The organism is Streptomyces sp. R-74717, assembly GCF_047305335.1.
GTDB classification, from domain to species: Bacteria; Actinomycetota; Actinomycetes; order Streptomycetales; family Streptomycetaceae; genus Streptomyces; species Streptomyces atratus.
The window spans coordinates 1,069,702-1,085,791 of sequence record NZ_CP102361.1 but is presented as its reverse complement, the minus strand read 5'-3'; the positions used below and the strand labels follow the sequence as shown (position 1 = coordinate 1,085,791).

14 protein-coding genes and 1 pseudogene are annotated in these 16,090 nt (G+C 69.0%); 6 read left to right on the top strand and 9 right to left on the bottom strand.

The features are described from left to right. Positions 1-55 precede the first annotated feature (55 nt). From NRF20_RS04905 to NRF20_RS04895, 3 genes and pseudogenes are all read right to left on the bottom strand, one after another. A complete protein-coding gene (locus NRF20_RS04905) occupies positions 56-1,276 on the bottom strand; it encodes an AI-2E family transporter (RefSeq protein ID WP_413752073.1) in 1,221 nt (406 codons plus the stop codon). Positions 1,277-1,480: 204 nt separating this feature from the next. Further along, a pseudogene (locus NRF20_RS04900) lies at positions 1,481-2,567 on the bottom strand (glutamate--cysteine ligase). Then, on the bottom strand, positions 2,548-2,703 hold the full coding sequence (locus tag NRF20_RS04895) for a hypothetical protein (protein WP_398631533.1): 156 nt from the start codon (positions 2,701-2,703) through the stop codon (positions 2,548-2,550). Before NRF20_RS04895 ends, NRF20_RS04900 begins: the two are co-directional and overlap by 20 nt. Positions 2,704-2,943: 240 nt before the next feature. Here NRF20_RS04895 and NRF20_RS04890 point away from each other — a divergent pair, with 240 nt between their 5' ends. Together NRF20_RS04890 and NRF20_RS04885 are read left to right on the top strand one after the other, a co-directional pair. Beyond that, positions 2,944-3,099, top strand: coding sequence for a DUF6131 family protein (locus tag NRF20_RS04890; RefSeq protein WP_383855881.1), 156 nt, complete (start codon positions 2,944-2,946; stop codon positions 3,097-3,099). A gap of 518 nt (positions 3,100-3,617) precedes the next feature. Next, positions 3,618-3,812 carry a hypothetical protein gene (locus NRF20_RS04885; protein ID WP_413752072.1) on the top strand — a complete coding sequence of 65 codons (195 nt, stop codon included), beginning with the start codon at positions 3,618-3,620 and terminating at the stop codon, positions 3,810-3,812. 236 nt (positions 3,813-4,048) lie between these two features. On the opposite strand, the gene NRF20_RS04880 is transcribed toward NRF20_RS04885, so the two are convergent. The 5 genes from NRF20_RS04880 to NRF20_RS04860 all read right to left on the bottom strand — a co-directional run bounded on the left by NRF20_RS04880 (position 4,049) and on the right by NRF20_RS04860 (position 12,064). After that, complete coding sequence (locus tag NRF20_RS04880) at positions 4,049-5,425, bottom strand: ATP-binding protein (protein ID WP_413752071.1); 1,377 nt, start codon at positions 5,423-5,425, stop codon at positions 4,049-4,051. 12 nt (positions 5,426-5,437) lie between these two features. Further along, complete coding sequence (locus tag NRF20_RS04875) at positions 5,438-6,106, bottom strand: winged helix-turn-helix domain-containing protein (RefSeq protein ID WP_413752070.1); 669 nt, start codon at positions 6,104-6,106, stop codon at positions 5,438-5,440. Between the two features lie 451 nt (positions 6,107-6,557). Further along, positions 6,558-7,226, bottom strand: a complete 669-nt coding sequence (locus NRF20_RS04870) for a 4'-phosphopantetheinyl transferase family protein (protein ID WP_413752069.1) — start codon at positions 7,224-7,226, stop codon at positions 6,558-6,560. Next, the gene (locus NRF20_RS04865; protein WP_398631537.1) at positions 7,223-7,903 is read right to left on the bottom strand and encodes a BPL-N domain-containing protein; all 681 of its coding nucleotides are present in this window, start codon (positions 7,901-7,903) and stop codon (positions 7,223-7,225) included. Before NRF20_RS04865 ends, NRF20_RS04870 begins: the two co-directional genes overlap by 4 nt. 27 nt (positions 7,904-7,930) lie before the next feature. Then, a complete protein-coding gene (locus NRF20_RS04860) occupies positions 7,931-12,064 on the bottom strand; it encodes a Pls/PosA family non-ribosomal peptide synthetase (RefSeq protein WP_413752068.1) in 4,134 nt (1,377 codons plus the stop codon). 552 nt (positions 12,065-12,616) lie between these two features. Between NRF20_RS04860 and NRF20_RS04855 the strand changes: the two genes are divergently transcribed. From NRF20_RS04855 to NRF20_RS04840, 4 genes are all read left to right on the top strand, one after another. Continuing rightward, complete coding sequence (locus tag NRF20_RS04855; RefSeq protein WP_413752067.1) at positions 12,617-13,396, top strand: 2OG-Fe(II) oxygenase; 780 nt, start codon at positions 12,617-12,619, stop codon at positions 13,394-13,396. A 163-nt stretch (positions 13,397-13,559) separates the two neighbouring features. Then, positions 13,560-14,291, top strand: a complete 732-nt coding sequence (locus tag NRF20_RS04850) for a 2OG-Fe(II) oxygenase (protein WP_413752066.1) — start codon at positions 13,560-13,562, stop codon at positions 14,289-14,291. Beyond that, positions 14,288-14,635: an Ada metal-binding domain-containing protein gene (locus tag NRF20_RS04845; RefSeq protein ID WP_413752065.1), complete on the top strand. Its 348-nt coding sequence runs from the start codon at positions 14,288-14,290 to the stop codon at positions 14,633-14,635. The genes NRF20_RS04850 and NRF20_RS04845 overlap by 4 nt, the downstream gene beginning before the upstream one ends. Beyond that, the gene (locus tag NRF20_RS04840) at positions 14,632-15,186 is read left to right on the top strand and encodes a hypothetical protein (protein WP_398631542.1); all 555 of its coding nucleotides are present in this window, start codon (positions 14,632-14,634) and stop codon (positions 15,184-15,186) included. The genes NRF20_RS04845 and NRF20_RS04840 overlap by 4 nt, the downstream gene beginning before the upstream one ends. A 184-nt stretch (positions 15,187-15,370) precedes the next feature. On the opposite strand, the gene NRF20_RS04835 is transcribed toward NRF20_RS04840, so the two are convergent. Then, complete coding sequence (locus NRF20_RS04835; RefSeq protein WP_413752064.1) at positions 15,371-16,084, bottom strand: glutamine amidotransferase-related protein; 714 nt, start codon at positions 16,082-16,084, stop codon at positions 15,371-15,373. Positions 16,085-16,090 lie beyond the last annotated feature (6 nt).

Here is a 16,090-nt window from a genome sequence, read left to right as displayed (position 1 = left end):
GGCCGCCGCGAACTCCGGTGCCGGGCTTCCGTCTCGCTTCGGCCCCGCGCATCCCTCAATCATTCGCCTGCGCGGATTCGTGTGCCTGGCGCAGAGCCTGATGGGCCGACCAGACGACGGACACGAGCGGTACCGCCACCACCGCGCCCAGCACCCCCGCCGCGATGGCGCCGCCGATCACCGCGAGTGCGACCACCACCGGGTGCAGGCGAACGGCCAAGCTCATCACGATCGGGTGCAGAAGATGGCCCTCGATCTGGCCGATGACCACGATCAGCGCGATGACGACGGCCGCCACGATCGGGCCTTTCGCCGCCAGAGCCACCACGGCGGCGACTGCGAGGGCGACCGGCGAGCCGATCAACGGAATGAAGGCGGCGAAGAACTCCAGCAGCGCCAGGGGAAGGGCCAGCGGCACTCCGAGTGCGAACAGGGCCAGTCCGACGAGTACTGCGTTGGTCGCCGCCACCAGGACGATTCCGTGTGTGTATCCGGTGAACGTCCGCCACGCCGCACGGCCCGCGATCGTGACCCGGGCCCGGGCCGTCTGCGGAAGCTGGTCGCAGAACCAGTCCCACTGCCGGTCGCCCGAGTGAATGAAGAAGACCGAGCAGAACAATGCGAGAACGAACACGGTCACCACCTCCACCAGCCGGCCCACGCCACTGAGGGCCGTGCTGATGAGGGTGGAGCGATGGCTGGACAGGAACTGCCCGATCCGGGACTGCATGTCGTCGAGCGCCTTGGGGTTCAGCCGGAACGGCGGCCCCTCCAGCCAGTGTTCGATCCTGACCAGGCCGTCGCCGAACTCCCGCTCCAGCCCGGCGCGTTCTGCGGCGACTACCTCGCCGATGAGGGTCAGAACGCCGAGGACGAGGACGATACTGCCGACAAGCGCCACAGCGACAGCGAGCGGCCGCGGCATCAGACGATCCAGGAGGTCCGCCACCGGGCGCAACATCGCGGTGCCGACCAGGCCGAGGAAGACGGCTACCGCTACCTCGTGGAACCGTCCCAGCGCTGAGAAGACGGCATACACGACGGCTCCCACGACGAGGATTCGCCAGGCGTAGGCGGCGGCCGTCTGCAGCGTGGGGTTCACGCGTGGCTCGTACCGCGGGCCGGGCGGCGCCTGTTGCGCGCCCGGGATCCGGTTCGCAGGGCGGGTGATGCCGCGCAGCGCCTGACGTGACGCGGTGCGGATCCGGTGCCGTCGTCCCTCGGACGGCACGCCGGGGTCCGTGTGGTCGGGCTGCGGATGCGATGGCCTGGGCATGCCCTGCTGGTACCAGCCTTGGCCGCGTCCGCCCGGGCTCCCGCGGCGACATGCGCGGGAAGTCACCCCTACGGGCGGAGCCACCGGCCATCCACCCGTGGCTGTCGTCGCTGACGGACTGGTCGATCCAGCTGTCACCGGAGTTCCGCATGCAGGTCTCCGGCGACGCATACGAGGTGAGCGTCCTGCACCGGGCCACGCCGGTCACCCGCGAGTGCGGCGGATGCATTCGGTGGCGGCGTCCCGGAGGCTTCCGGTCCGCCGGAGCAGCTCTCGCTGGACGCGGGCACGTTCCCGGTCCTCAGCAACGAGTCCAGTGCTTCCCCGGCTGCGGCCGCGTCGCCGCTGTCCTCCAGCGCCTCGCGCACGTGATCGAACAGCGCGTGCGTCACGTCCACAGCAGAGGCCGGGCACATGGTCAGCGGGTGCACCAGCCGGCCCTCAAGGCCCGACCGGCCGGCTCGCCAGGCGGCCGGACGCAGAGCACCCACCCCGTGCTGAGGCGCCGCACTGCCCGCCTGCCATTGGCGAGCCGCTGTTTCCACCAGACCCCGGGCGAGTGCGGCGAGCAGCACCGTAGTAGTGGCGTCGAGACACACGTCTGCCACTCTGATCTCAACGGTGGGGTAGCGCTTCGAGAGGCGTGCGTCGAAGTAGATCATGCCCTCATCGCGCAGCGCCCCAGTGCTGAGCATGGTCCGTACGTACTCGTGGTAGCGGTCCGCGGAGCCGAAAATCTCCACCGGTCCGGACGACGGCCAGCGGCCCCGGACCCGGCTGCGGTAGCTGCTGTACTGGCTGCCCTTGCCCTGCCAGAAAGGGGAGTTCGCGCTCAGGGCCAGCAGCACCGGAAGCCACACCCGGATCCGGTCCAGCACCGCAACGCCCTCGTTGTCGGATTCCACCGAGACATGGACATGGCAGCCGCATGTGAGCTGCTCCTGTGTGGTGAGCCCGAACTGTTCCTCCAGCCACTGATACCGCTCGCCCCTCCCGATCGTCGGACTGACCGGGAGCGGCGATGTTGCCAGGGCGGCTACGGCGGCCCCGATTCCGCGGCGTGGCCGGCGGCCTCGGCCCGCCAACGCCGGATCTCCGACCCGAGTTCGCTCATCCCGGTCTGCGGCTGAGTCGCGAACTCGAGCTGCTGGCGGTGGAGCTCCGACTCGAAGGGGGAGTCGCCATCCGTGTCGCGGGAAGCCACGGCCAGTACCGCCGCCGACAATGCCTGCGGCTCCCCGCTCTCCGGGGCGACCAGAAGGAGTTCTTCCTCAACGCCCACACTCCGCACGACGGCTACCCCTCTGCCGCCCGCACGCGACCGCGAGCAGGCCGTCGATGTTGCCGCGCAACATCACCTGCTGGTGAACGGCGGCGTACTCGTCGTAGAAGCGCTCCGCGGCACCGCGGTCACGGATTCCGCTCACGGGAGTCGTTTGCAGGCATGCAGTACGTGACCGGTGAGATGACACTGCCGGGCACTCTCCTGCCCCGGCCCACAGTAGGCAGAAAGGAACGTGCCCACGTCCCTATCGTGCTCCACATTTGCGCCTTGGGCCATTCGAGCGGTGCCTCCGCAGCCGGAGGCGATGTTCCTCGCACGACCCGTATCACCCCGCGAAGGCGGCAGGCGCATACTGGGAGGCGATGCGAGATTGGAGGTCGTCATGATCATCCTCGGTGTCATTCTGCTGGCCATCGGCCTGGTGGCAGGTATCTCGATCCTTTGGACGATCGGTGTTGTGCTCGTCGTGATCGGCATCGTCCTCTGGATCCTGGGTGCTGTCGGGCATGCGGTGGGAGGCCGACGGCATTACTGGTAGGACTGCCGTTCCACCATCGGTGTCCTCCTCGGTCACGCCCGCCGCCAAGGTGGAATGTGAGCAGGACGGCATGGCCCGACAACGACACGAAAACGATGACGAGTCCGGTCCCGCAGGACCGCTGCCCCGGGATCGCGATGCCGGGTCATACGTGTGTCAGCAATTGACAGCAGGACCTGGTCGGGGTGCCGCAGGCCGATGCGGTCGATCGCGCAAGTCCCCGGGACTGCGTTGCTCTTGGCGTGCTGTCCGACGTGGGTCGGGCGGAGCGTGTTGCTTCCGGTCCGCAGGGGCACCTGGGCGAATTCCGGCTCGGAGTAGGTCATGACCGGGGTAGGTCATGACCGGGCTGTACAGGTCCACCGGCCCGCCTATCGGTGTGCCGTTGACCGACAGTTGGTAGATGCCTCTGGAATCGTGGCGCTTCACCCGCAACCTCCAGCATCTGTTCAGACCCCACCGTCTTTGGCACGATGATCCGGCGAAACCATCAGGATCCGGTCCATCGCAATCGGGGGATGAAGATGCAGTGGCTGAAGGGTCCCGCTGCCGACCAGGAACGGGCGCGCGAGCGGTACGACTCCGATATCCGGGCGGTGCGCAGGGACTTGCGGGAGGCAGTGCGGGCAGATCTCCCTGCCGCGCACTTCGGTCTGGGGACCGTAGTCGTCGTGAGCACGGTCGTGGGCCTGCTCGCAGGCTTGCCCTTGTAGCCGGCGCCTTTGCCGCACTGTTTCTCATGTCACTGGCGGTCATGCACCTTCGAGGCATCCGCGGATGGGAAGCGAATCGGCGGGCGTATCTGTTCTCCTTCGGCTGGGCGAACTGGATCTAGGCCGTTTCCTTCGCATCACCTTTCGGACCAGATGAAGATGCCACGAGGTGGAATGCCGCCAGGTAGATGGTGGCGGTCTTGTCGTACTCCCAGGCCGCGCCACCTGCTCGGCCGCTACCGATCGCCGACGGGAATCCGCACGACGATCCGAGCGCCCGGGTGGCTGGTCTCGATGTGGACGCTGCCGTGGTGGGCGGTGACGATGTCGCGGACGATGGCCAGCCCCAGGCCGCTGCCGCCTGTGTCGCGTGCGCGCGCGTGGTCGAGTCGAGTGAAGCGCTCGAAGACTCGTTGCCGGTCGGCGGCAGGGATGCCGGGCCCGTCGTCGGTTACGAACAGGTTTGCGGTGCCGTTCAGGACATAAAGGCGGATGTCGATGCGGGTGGCGGCATGGCGAAGGGCGTTGTCCAGCAGGTTCCGTACCACGCGGGCGAGGGCATCTCTGTCACCGTGGATGCGTGCGGCGCTGACGGCGCGCTGGTCGATGATGAGAGAAGTGCGCTGGCGGGCCTCGCCCACCTCGGTGAAGACGATCTCGTCCAGGTCGACCGGGCGTTTGCGCAGGCGTGGACGGGCATCGAGGCGGGCCAGCTGTACAAGATCGTCGACGAGCCGGGAAAGCCGTTCGGTCTCCTCGAGCAGAGCGGGGGCGAGCGTTCGCCAGTCAGCGGCTTCGGGATGGCTGACTGCGACCTCCAGGCGTGTGTGCAAGGTGCTCAGAGGGCTGCGCAGTTCGTGGGCGGCGTCGGCGACGAAACCGCGCTGCCGCCGCGTCGAAGCCTCCAGGCGGGCAAGCAGGTCGTTGAAGGTCTTCGCGAGCCGGCCCAGAGCATCCTCGGCGGGGGGCACGTCGAGTCGGCGCCCCAGGTCCGAGGCGCTGATCTCGGCAGTCTGGGTTCGCAGGGATTCCACGGGACGCAGCGCGCGCCCGGTGAGCAGCCATACGACGCCGGTGAGCAGGGCCACGGTCGATGGCACGGTGGTGGCGAGGCCGAACGTCAGCTTGGCCAGGCCATGGTCGATGCCCTCTGTGGACATGGCGACGTACACGGTCATCGGGTCGTGGCGGGGACCGGCCGGGACGGCCACAGCACGCCAGGCACCGCTTTCGCCCACTGGGATGTCGTGGACGGTGCGGGAGTGTGCGGTACCGGATGCGTTCGGCGGGAAGTCGAACAACCGGGGTTTGCTGCGCAGATTCGCCGAGCTGGCCCGCACTGTTCCCTTCGCGTCGACCACTTGGACAGCGGCTTCGCCGTGGAATGTGTTGTGCAGTACGGCGCCGCGCGGTTCGGCCTCAAGGGTTGCTGCGACGACCTGGGCGTCCTGCAGGGCGGTCTGGTCGAGCTCGCTGATGAGACTTGAATGCAGCCACAGAACGAGCAGCACAGCGGCACCGGCCAGTCCGAACGCGATCATGAGGGCAGCCGCAACGGTCAGCCGCAGCCGCAGCGACCGGCGGGACCACCAAGCCCGGATGTCGACGTACATCCGCTACCTTCCTCAGCTCCGTAGTCGGTACCCCGCTCCGCGGACGGTCTCGATGGTCTGGCGGTCGAATGGGGCGTCGATCTTGCGCCGCAGGTAACCGACGTAGACCTCGACGATGTTGGTGTCGCCGTCGAAGTTCTCGTCCCACACGTGCGTGAGGATCTCTGTCTTGCTGACCACTTGGCCGGCACGCCGGAGCAGGAATTCCAGAAGGGTGAACTCCCGTGCGGTCAGGTCGATCTCATGGCTCCCGCGACGGCACCGCCTACGGGCGGGGTCCAGGGTGAGGTCGTTGACCGCGAGCACCGCGGGCCGGGGCGGTGCGCCTCGGCGCAGAAGCGCCCGCAAATGGGCCACAAGTACCACGTACGAGAACGGCTTGCTCAGGTAGTCGTCGGCGCCGAGGTCCAGGGCGTCCGCCTCGTCGTACTCTCCGTCCTTCGCCGTGAGCATCAGCACAGGGGTCCACACGTTCGCTGCCCGCATCCGCTTGAGGACCTCGTACCCGGACAGGCCGGGCAGCATGATGTCCAGCACGATGACATCGTGCGGCTCGTGGAGGGCCCGCCAGAGCCCGTCCACACCGTCATATGCGGCTTCGGCGACGAAGCCCTCCGAGGCGAGTCCGTCGGCGATCGCCGCGGCAAGTCCACGTTCGTCCTCGATGATCAGCATCCGCATGGCAGCCTCTCCAACCACCCTAGTGCCGCAGCGTACGGACTGTCCCCTGAGAAGCCGCTGAGAGCGTGGCGGGTTCTCAGGGTTCTCTCAGTGCCCGCGGCACACGCTGGAGGCCACAAGCAGGTGAGGTGAGGAACAATGACAGACAGTCGAGACAGGCGCCCGGACCGGGAGGTCCGGCGAGGCGAGCGTGATGCACGCGGGATCGACATGGCGCGAGAGCGGGCGCGGCATGGTGACGAGCAGGAGCGCAGGGGCAGGAGGCCGGATGACGGCAGGCGGTCCGCAGATGACCGGGAGAGGGAGATTGAGGACGCGCGTGAGCGCCTGATCCGCACTTCCCGTGTCGCCGACCACCCGGTCGGCTGGTAAGAGCCGGAGCCACCGGCTCCTCCTTGGTGACAGTCGCACGGCGGCCGGTCGGGTTCCCCGGCTGGCCGCCGTGCGACTGTCAGCGGCGGCGGATGGCGATCGCCGCAACGCGGCTCCTGCCCAGGGCGATGTCGGCGATCAGCCAGCCCGACGAGCATTGGGCGGGGACGGGCCCTGTTCCGACGTCATCGACGGACAACCCGCGTGTCAGACCTGTGCCGAGCCCCTTGAGGTATGCCTCCTTGCGTACCCAGGCGCGAGCGAAGGCCAGGGGCCGGTTCTGTGCGGGCAGAGCCAAGAGCTCCGAGGCCTCCCTCGGGTGAAGGGCCGAACCGAGTCTTGTTGCCTGTTCGGGTGGCGGGATCCGTTCCATGTCAACGCCGACGGGCGTGCTCGCCACTGCGACGAGGCAGAGTTCCCCGCTGTAGGCCAGCGAGAAGTGCACCGCGCCGTTCGCCACCGCCGGGCGGCCGTGCGGGCCGCCGCACATCGGGCACCGTTCGCGGGTGAGGAGCACCTCCCGGGGCGCGACGCCCAAGTGAGCCCCGAGGATTCGGCGCAGGAGTGTGTGCGCGCTTATGTACCTGCTGCGGTCGCACGCTCGGTGAAACGCCAGCGCCCGCCGCCTCTCGTCGGCGTCCAGGACGGACGGTGCCTCCTGGGGTGTGTCCCGACCGCCCGCCGGGACGAGCCACAGCCGCACCGCGATCGTCGAATCGAGACTCGTCGGTGCGGGCACCGCAGTCATCTCTCCATCACCGCATTCACGAGGTCCACAGCGAGGTCCCGGGTGTGGTGGACCGGGAGGCGGTTGTCGGTGTACCAGTCGTCGCCGGCCTCCGGGTGCGGTCCGGTGACCCCCACGCGGCCGGCGCCGAACCGGGTCACGACCGCGGCGGGTGCGCCATTGGCGTAGGTGGCCAGGACAGTCGCGTCCGCGTCTGCATCGAGCGCGAAGTACGGTCCGTCCTGGAAGAAGACAGTGCGGGGCCGTCCGCGCCACATCACCCCGACCAGCGTGTTGCCGGTGTCGTGGACTGTGCACCCCGGTGAGCGGATGTACTGGTCGGTGTCGCCGGGCAGCAGAGCGAATCCCGGGGTGGCCCCTGCCAGGTAGGCGCCCAGACAGAAGCCCAGGTAGCGTCCGCCGCCATGGACGAAGTCACGGATCGCTTCGCGTTGCTGCCTCAGCTTCCGGTAGGCGGGACGGAGCGAGCCGCCACCCGGCTGGGCATAGACAAGGGCCCTGGACAGCGATCCGGCCGACAGCTTCAGGGCCTCGCGCGGACCGGCGAAGCGGACGTCCAGTTCCCACGGGCCGGCAGCGAGCAGGTCCGCGACCGCCTCCGGGCAACCGGGCAGTGATGCCGGTCCCCGGTAGACGAGCGCGAGCGGGCGGAGTCCGGGCGTCTCGGCCTGAACCATGTCCTCCTCCTCACCGGCGCGTTGTGGTCATGCGTCGCGCACGGCAGTCGACGGCGACCGGTCCCCCCGAACCGGTCGGGGACGGCTCGTCACTCCTTCGGCGGGGAGCCCTCGCCAGCTCGTCCCCAGCGGCAGGTGCTCCCCCTTCATGACCAGGGACAACGCCCCAAGCCCGACACGCTCGCCCACCACCGAGTCGTACAGCACGATGGCCCGGGTGCCGATATCCGCACCGGACCGAACAGTCACCGTCGACATCTTCATGACACGATCTTCGAACAAATGTGTCTGTAGTGAGACGTTCCTGTCGACCGCTACGTCGTCGCCCACCTCCACCAGGTCGAACTCGGTGAGAAAGGTGGTGCCGATCCAGGTACGTCGGCCGATGTGGGCACCGAACATTCGGAGTACCACCGGCAGGAACGGAGTCCCCACCAGCACACCCACCCCCGCCGGGACCGCGGCCGCCTCGAAAAGGCCGGTGACGAACTCCGTACGCCGTACGAAAAAACTCCACAGAGGCTCGACTCGCGGCCGGTACCTTCCGATGACGACGAGCTTGGCCACCATGCAGTACGCGATGGCCGCGAACGCCGCGCCGATGGCCAGGAAGGGCGACACCAGCACCGGGACCAGCGGGCCGGCGCCACGGACGAGGCCGGACAGTGCCAGCAGGTACAGGTAGGCACTGGTCGCCAGAACCGAGGCGGGCATGGTGACGCGGAAGAACTCGATACTCAGACGAACGAGCACCGCCCTGCGGGTCGGTCGGTACGTCAGCTCCTCCGGGTACGAACCGCTGCGCTGGCGCACCGGCAGCCGCAACGCGGGGGAGCCGAGCCATGTAGTGCCGTCGGGCACACCGTCGGGCGGCGGGACCGTACCCACGCCGACCAGGGAGCTCGCACCCAGCTCCGTGCCGGCCGCCACCAGCGCCGCATTACCGACGAACGCCCGGCTGCCCACCGTGGTGGGTCCCATGGCCACCTGGCCGGCGGCGAAGACGGCGGCACCGATGCTCGCGTTGTCCGCGACGAAGCTTCTCTCTTTGAGGGTCAGCAGGCCCGGCTCGACGTAGGCGACGGTGGAAACCTCGGCACCCTGGCCCACGTGCGCGCCGAGCAGCCGCAGCCACGGCACGGTGTAGAGGGTGGCGTAGAGGGCGTTGGTGAAAGTGAGGCTGTACTCCATCAGCTTGTCCACGACCCACTTGCGCACGCCGAGCGAGGTGCGCGCCGAGTGGATGCCCACGGGCACCTCAGGCAGGACCACGCGCTTGCCGGCCGCCACCACCAAGCACACCGTACCCACGAAGACCGGGCCGGACAGCGCTGTGGCAGCCAGCCCCGAGCCCGCACCCCAGCGCAGCCATGCGAACCAGAACAACGCGATGCCGGGCAGGACCGTCAACAGAGGAGCCAGCTCCAAGAAAACCAGGCCGACCAGCGCCGCAAACAGATGTCGCGGCCGCCAGTGATCTGCAATGCCGCGGGTGCGCAGCATTGTCTCGACGACCGGGGCGAGGGCCTCGACCCGGCGCGCCGGTGATCCGGTCCAGCGCGCTCCGGCAGCCACCGACTCGTCCTGGCCGATCACGGACTGCTCACCGAGCGCGGACCCCGGCCCCATGCACGCACCTGGTTCAAGCACCGCGTTGGCACCGACGAAGGCCCGCTCGCCAACCGTGATCGGAGCGACGGTGACCCATCCGTCCGCGACCTGCCAGGGTCGAAGCGAAACGCCATAGCCGACCGCCGCGTCGCTGCCGATCCTCAGCAGAGCCGGCAGACCGATCACGCCGGTGGCGATCGTGGTGCGGGCTCCGACGCGTGCACCGAGCAGCCGAAGGTAGGGAGCCATCATGGGAGAGCCGCTGAGTACCCGCAACGGGCTGATCTCCAGCAGCAGGTTCAGTGCCCACAGGCGCAGATAGGCCAGCCCCCACAGTGGGTAGCGGCCAGGTGCGATGCCGTGCTCCAGCAGGCGCGCCAGAGCGAGAGGAACGATCCAGCGCACCGCCAGGTAACCGGCCGCGACGGCGATCATCGGCTGGACGACCTCCCCGCCCGAGACCTGGCCGTGGCGTTCGGCGTACGAGACGGCCACAGGGAGCGTCAACAGAAGGAGCACAAGGTAGAGGGCCCCCGCCTGGGCCAGTCCGGCGAGCGCGATCCGGCCGCGGCTGTGACGGATGAATGGGCGGGGCGGGCTGGTGCCCATGGTGGCCGCCGAGGCGCGTATCCGCTCTGCGAACCCTTGCACGGTCGGGTGCTCGTAGAGGTCACGCAGAGTCGGGCCGGTTCCGCTGTCGTGGCCGCGCAACAGCGACACGACCTGGGCGGCGAGCAACGAGTGGCCGCCGAGGTCGGTGAAGAAGTTCGCCTCGGCCGACACCTCGTCGGGAGCGAGGCCGAGCACCTGTGCCCAGGTGTCCCGCACCCGCGTCTCCAACTCACCACGGGCGGGCGCCACGCGGCCGATCCCCATGAGTCGACGGCCGGTCGGAGCGGGTAGCAGCCGGCGGTCGACCTTGCCGCTCGGCATGGCGGGAAGGCGGTCGAGGATGTCGAGGAACGACGGCACCATGTAGGCGGGCAGAGTACGTTGCAGGTGCTCGTGCAGACGGCCGGCGAGGTCGCTGTCGGAGGCTGCGTCCGGGCCGGAAGGGTCTGTGGCACGGACGACGTAGGCGGCGAGCACCTCGCTGCTCCCGGTCTCGCTGTGCCCGGCCGGGTCCAGGTCGTCACGGGTCTGCGGAGTCCTGCCCGTGTCCGGCGCCGCGACGAGCGCGGTGACCGCTTGAGCTACGCCAGGGTCCTCCAGCAGCACATTGTCGATCTCACCGAGTGCCACCCTGTATCCCCGGATCTTTACCTCTGCGTCGGCCCGGCCCAGGTACTCGATCTCCCCGTCGACGGTCATCCGGCCGAGGTCACCGGTGCGGTACAGCCGGCCGCCCCGGGGAGCCAGCGGGTGTTCGATGAAACGGTCGGCGGTCAGGTCCGGCCGACCCACGTAACCGCGGGCCAGGCCGGGACCGCCCAGGCATATCTCGCCGGCCGAACCGTGGGGAACGGGCCGCCGCTGTTCGTCGAGAAGTGCCACCGAGTACGTCGGCAGAGGCCGTCCGATGGTGACGGGCCGGTTTGCACGCAGTTCCTGCCAGGTTGCCGTGACGGTGGCCTCTGTCGGTCCGTACGTGTTGAGGATGCGGCGTCCCGGCCTGCTCCACCGCTCGACGAGCCTCTGCGGGCATGCCTCGCCGCCCACGACGACGCTGCGAACCTGCGGCAGCTCGCGCGGGATCGTCGCCAGCAGCGTCGGCACGCAGTACAGCACCGTGATGCGATGCGTCTCCAGGAAGTCGGCGAGCTCGTCACCGAGCCGCGCGGGACCGCCCGGCCCGGCGACGAGCGTGGCGCCTGCCGTCCAGGTCGGCCAGATCTCCTCGAGGGAGAAGTCGAACGAGATGGTCATGCCCTGGAACACCCGGTCATCGGGGCGTACGGCGTACACGGGAGTCACGACACCGAGGAAGTTACAAATGCTTGATTGGGCGATCTCCACGCCCTTGGGCCTGCCGCTGGAGCCCGAGGTGTACATGATGTACGCGGTGGGATCGTTTTTGTACCGGCCCGCGGCGGACGTGTCGGCAGGCGGCCGCGTCGTGGGAAGACAAGCGAGTTCACTCGCCCAGGCGTCGGTCCGGATCCCCCGGCACGCTCCCGGCTCCTCCGTCTCCGCATGCCCGGTGGGCGGCATCAGAACGCCCGTGGTCAGCAGGACGCCGGCGCCTGCGTCGCCCAGGATGTACGCGATGCGTTCGGGTGGGGACGCGGGGTCGAGCGGCACGAACGCCGCCCCGGCCTTGCACACGCCCAGGAGTGACAAGTACATGCCAATAGATCGCGGTAGCAGGACGGCCACACGCGTGCCCGTACCCACGCCCACACGGCGCAGGTAGTGGGCCACCTGGTTGGATCGTGCGTCGAGATCGGCGTACGTCAGATGCTGCTCTTCGCATTCCAGGGCGACGGCCCACGGTGTGCGGTCACAGGCGCCTTCAAAGAAGTGGTGCAGTCGACGGGCCGTGTTTGTCGCCTTTGGGTCGGTGAAGTCTCCAGCCGGAACGACATGCGGGTCCACGGTGTGGGAGGCCATAGGGAAACCCCCTCCTCAGCTCGGGGTGAAGGACGCCCGGTGGTCCGGGAGGACTGTTCCAGCCTGTACGGCGCCCGCTGAGAGGAGGCTGAGACCATCACCTGATCGGTCTGTGCGAGTGCCGTGAGAGCGGCTCCCCACCGGTTCACCCCCCTGTCGGCCCGCTGCCTCCAAAAGGCGGCCTGCCAGGGCCTGAGGCCGCCCGGCCGGCACCAGCGGACCAAGCATGCTGGAGTGCCTGCATGCGCTCGCAGGCAAACCACTCGCAAGCCGCGTCCCCAACCTCGTAGGTCACTGGTCCTGGCCCCTGACGCCCCATGCCTACCCGCCTCGCAGGCGAACTCCTCGGGCTTCTCGCAGCACACGACCCGTAGCGCAATGTCCGAATAGCGCCAGATTTGCTGCTCGGGGGCAGCCAGCATTGATCGTCGAGGGCTTTCGGCCGCGTCGCCGCGACAGCACGCAGGCTGTGAAGCCGCACGCACCCGCGCGGTCGAGGCGTCTGCCGGGCGCTGCCCGCTGCGACGACAACACACCACCGAGGAGCACACCATGAACCACTCCGCCGTCGCCCCGACGCTGTTCGGCGATACTCCCCGGACCGGTGACGCACCACACGTGCCGTACGACAAGGACCTGCCCGCGTTGAGCGAGCTGGACTGGCCGGCTCTGTACGGGCAGTTGAACGAGCGCGGCGTTGCGCTCACCCCGCCCCTGCTCAGCCGCGAGCTGTGCGAGGAGCTCATCGGCACGTTCGACGACGACGGAATGTTCCGCAGCACGGTGGTGATGCAGCGCTACAACTTCGGCCGCGGCACCTACAAGTACTACGCGAACCCACTCCCACCACTGGTGCAGGCGCTGCGCGAGAGCCTCTACCCGCCGATGGCGTGGATGGCCAACCAATGGGCGCCGATGCTGGGTGAACGCACCTTTCCTGACACGCTTGCGGAACTCACCGAGGAGTGCGCGGCAAACGGCCAGAACCGCCCGACTCCGCTGATCCTCGCCTACGGGAAGGGTGACTACGCCTGCCTGCATCAGGACATCTACGGCGACATCGTGTTCCCGCTCCAGATCGCGATCATGCTGAACCAGCCCGGCGAGGACTTCACGGGCGGGGAGAACGTCTTCGTCGAACAGCGCCCCCGCTCTCAGTCGAAGGCCGTTGTCGTCAAGCCGGAGCTGGGCCAAGGGATGATCTTCCCGGTCCGCCATCGGCCGGTGCGTGGCAGGAACGGCTATCGCCGGCACCCCGTACGGCACGGCACCGGAGCCGTTGAATCCGGGCGACGCAACACCTTGGGCCTCATCTTTCACAACGCCCGCTGAATCCACGCCGGTTTCCGGCAAGCAGCAGCAGCTGCGCCACGAAGGTGTCGCCCGGGCTGCCGCCTGACCGGCGTCGTCGCGCCCCGCCGTGCCACTCCCGCCGGGGCTACGGCGACGCCCACGATCCTGCCCGTTGCCAACCGCACACTGAGGAACGAGACCCATGATCGACACAACACGCCCGGCCCGAACCGTGAACGACCTGGTCGATGCCTCCGATTGGGCCGTGCTCACCGACGAGATCGACGCATACGGCAGCGCGCTGACCGGGCAGCTTCTCACCCCCGACCGGTGCCGCGAGCTCGCCGGGCTGTACGACGAGACCGAACGCTTCCGCTCCACCATCGACATGGCCCGCCACCGATTCGGCTCCGGCCAGTACCGCTACTTCACCGACGATCTGCCCGAGGTGGTCCGGGAGCTGCGCGAGGCGTTCTACCCGCACCTGCTCCCGATCGCCCGTGCCTGGGCAGACAAATCGGGAAGGCCTGCCCCCTGGCCGGACGAGTTGGAGGAATGGCTCGACATGTGTCACGCGGCCGGGCAGTCCAAGTCCGCCCAGATCCTTTTGCGTTACGGTGCCGGGGACTGGAACGCCCTGCACCGCGACGTCTTCGGCGACATGCTCTTCCCACTCCAGGTCGTCATCGGACTCGACGCGCCGGGCACCGACTACACCGGTGGCGATTTCCTCATGACCGAGCAGCGCCCCCGCGCCCAGTCCCGGGGATCGGCCACCGTCCTGCTCCAGGGGCACGGGTTGGTCTTCACCACCCGCGACCGGCCGGTCGCCTCCAAACGCGGCTGGTCGACCGCGACCATGCGGCACGGTGTCAGCACCGTCCGCTCCGGCCGGCGCCGCACCCTCGGCCTCGTCTTCCACGACGCCAAATGAACGACCGCACCGACGCCCGCCAAGAAGCCGGTCACCGCATCCGCACCCTGCTCGGTCCCGACGGCGAGCCCTGTCGCAGCACCACGCCGGGCACACTCGGCGGACACCGGCGGGGCCGGGTGTACGGGCGGCTGGACTGTCCCTCCGCGCTGAGGGCGATAGCCCGCGGTCGCTACGTGTCCCAGCGCGTGTTCTTCGCCGACGAGACCACTGCCATCGAGGCCGGCTACCGACCGTGTGCGGTGTGCCTGCCGGAGGAGTACGCCCGCTGGACGCAGAGCGGCGAAGAGGGCGAAGAGAACGGGAAAGACAAGCAGGCACAGAGCCCCGGGGACACCTCATGAGCCTGATCAAAGATGCCGCGCGGAGCAGGCCACCCAAGCTCCGCACCCCTGTCGCCGACAGCCCGGCACCGAATGCTCACACGGACGCGGAGCTGGCCGCATTGATCGGCCTGCTGACCGCGCCCCGCTCGCGTATCCGGTCCGTTGCCGTCGGGCACGGGCGCGACGCCGAGTCCCGTACCACCGCCCGGGCGTTCATCCGCGTATGGCAGGCCCTGCACAGCGATGTGCTCGCTGTCGTCGACTGGCCCGAGGACGCGGCCTCGTGGCTGCGTCCCGCCCGGCGGCTGACCGCCCAGGCCCCGGACGCGTGGGTGCTGGCAGGCGCGACGCTCGGAGTGGCGCAGCTCACCCGGCGCCTTCGTCAGTCCACCGACTGGGATCCGGCCCGCACCTTCGGTTTCGCCTCGCTCGGCACGCCGCGGCTCGTCGAGCTCGCCGGCGCAGACATCGTCCACGGTCTACGGGGAGCCTCCGCCGACGGTGGCACCTGGGACATACGCCGCGGCTGGACCACCCACTACGAGCCCCCGGACGTGACGTCCGAATAGTGCGGGGGCACGCCCAGGTGTGCTTCCGACATGTCGGTGCGGATCGCGGTCAGTGCGGCGTCCGGCACCGGCGCGAGCGGGCTGGCCGCGTGGGCATCGGGGACCGTGCACGCACGCACATACGCGCCCACCGCGACCGCCACGCGAGTTTTCCAGCTCCGAGGGGCGTCGTCCCGGACCTGCATCAGAGCGAGCCTTTCGCGTGACGGACGGCGGCTTCTGCCAGTCCTGTGATCAACGGGTGGGGCCGGGTGCCGTCGCCGAACAGTTCGGGCTGGAAGAGGGTGGCCAGAAAGAACGGGTGTGCCGGGAGTTCGGCGATACGGACCTCGCCCGCATCGTCGACTCCCGTGAAGTGCAGCCCGTGCGACCGCAGCAGGTCCAGGTGGCGCGGGTTGGGGCCGTAGGTGCAGTAGTAGCGCTCCACCGTGCGTTCGGCGCCCAGGAGCCGGGCGGCCCACGAGCCGTCGGTGAGCCTGATAGCACCCTCGTGGCCGACCAGCGAGCAGGCCAGCGGGACCACCACCGCGCCCTCGGCGGCGGTCTGCGGCGCGTTCTCGGTGTGACCGGCACCGGTCAGGCCGCACACATTTCGGGCGTACTCGAGCAAGGCGTGCTGGAAGCCCCCACAGGTGCCCAGAAATGGGATGTCTTCCTCGCGGGCGGTACGGATGGCCGCGAGCGCCCCCGACTCACTGCGGTAAGGGCTGCCGGGCAACATCCAGACCGCGTCGAAGCCCTCGATGCCCTCCACGGCTTCCTGCGTGGGGATCCAGTAGGCGTCCAGGTCGAGGCCGTCGCGGTTGCGCAGGGACTCCAGCAGAACGGGGACGCGGGTGTGGGAGCGGACGGCCGGATCCCGGTCGCCGACCAGGGCGATACGTGCGGTGTGGTTCATGGACCC

What these genes read in the sequence shown, in the direction of transcription:
- NRF20_RS04870 (WP_413752069.1), bottom strand. Translation starts at nt 7,226, where the DNA reads ATGACTGCGGTGCCCGCACCGACGAGTCTCGATTCGACGATCGCGGTG.
- NRF20_RS04840 (WP_398631542.1), top strand. Translation starts at nt 14,632, where the DNA reads ATGAGCCTGATCAAAGATGCCGCGCGGAGCAGGCCACCCAAGCTCCGC.
- NRF20_RS04875 (WP_413752070.1), bottom strand. Translation starts at nt 6,106, where the DNA reads ATGCGGATGCTGATCATCGAGGACGAACGTGGACTTGCCGCGGCGATC.
- NRF20_RS04865 (WP_398631537.1), bottom strand. Translation starts at nt 7,903, where the DNA reads ATGGTTCAGGCCGAGACGCCCGGACTCCGCCCGCTCGCGCTCGTCTAC.
- NRF20_RS04885 (WP_413752072.1), top strand. Translation starts at nt 3,618, where the DNA reads ATGAAGATGCAGTGGCTGAAGGGTCCCGCTGCCGACCAGGAACGGGCG.
- NRF20_RS04890 (WP_383855881.1), top strand. Translation starts at nt 2,944, where the DNA reads ATGATCATCCTCGGTGTCATTCTGCTGGCCATCGGCCTGGTGGCAGGT.
- NRF20_RS04845 (WP_413752065.1), top strand. Translation starts at nt 14,288, where the DNA reads ATGAACGACCGCACCGACGCCCGCCAAGAAGCCGGTCACCGCATCCGC.
- NRF20_RS04855 (WP_413752067.1), top strand. Translation starts at nt 12,617, where the DNA reads ATGAACCACTCCGCCGTCGCCCCGACGCTGTTCGGCGATACTCCCCGG.
- NRF20_RS04835 (WP_413752064.1), bottom strand. Translation starts at nt 16,084, where the DNA reads ATGAACCACACCGCACGTATCGCCCTGGTCGGCGACCGGGATCCGGCC.
- NRF20_RS04860 (WP_413752068.1), bottom strand. Translation starts at nt 12,064, where the DNA reads ATGGCCTCCCACACCGTGGACCCGCATGTCGTTCCGGCTGGAGACTTC.
- NRF20_RS04850 (WP_413752066.1), top strand. Translation starts at nt 13,560, where the DNA reads ATGATCGACACAACACGCCCGGCCCGAACCGTGAACGACCTGGTCGAT.
- NRF20_RS04905 (WP_413752073.1), bottom strand. Translation starts at nt 1,276, where the DNA reads ATGCCCAGGCCATCGCATCCGCAGCCCGACCACACGGACCCCGGCGTG.
- NRF20_RS04880 (WP_413752071.1), bottom strand. Translation starts at nt 5,425, where the DNA reads ATGTACGTCGACATCCGGGCTTGGTGGTCCCGCCGGTCGCTGCGGCTG.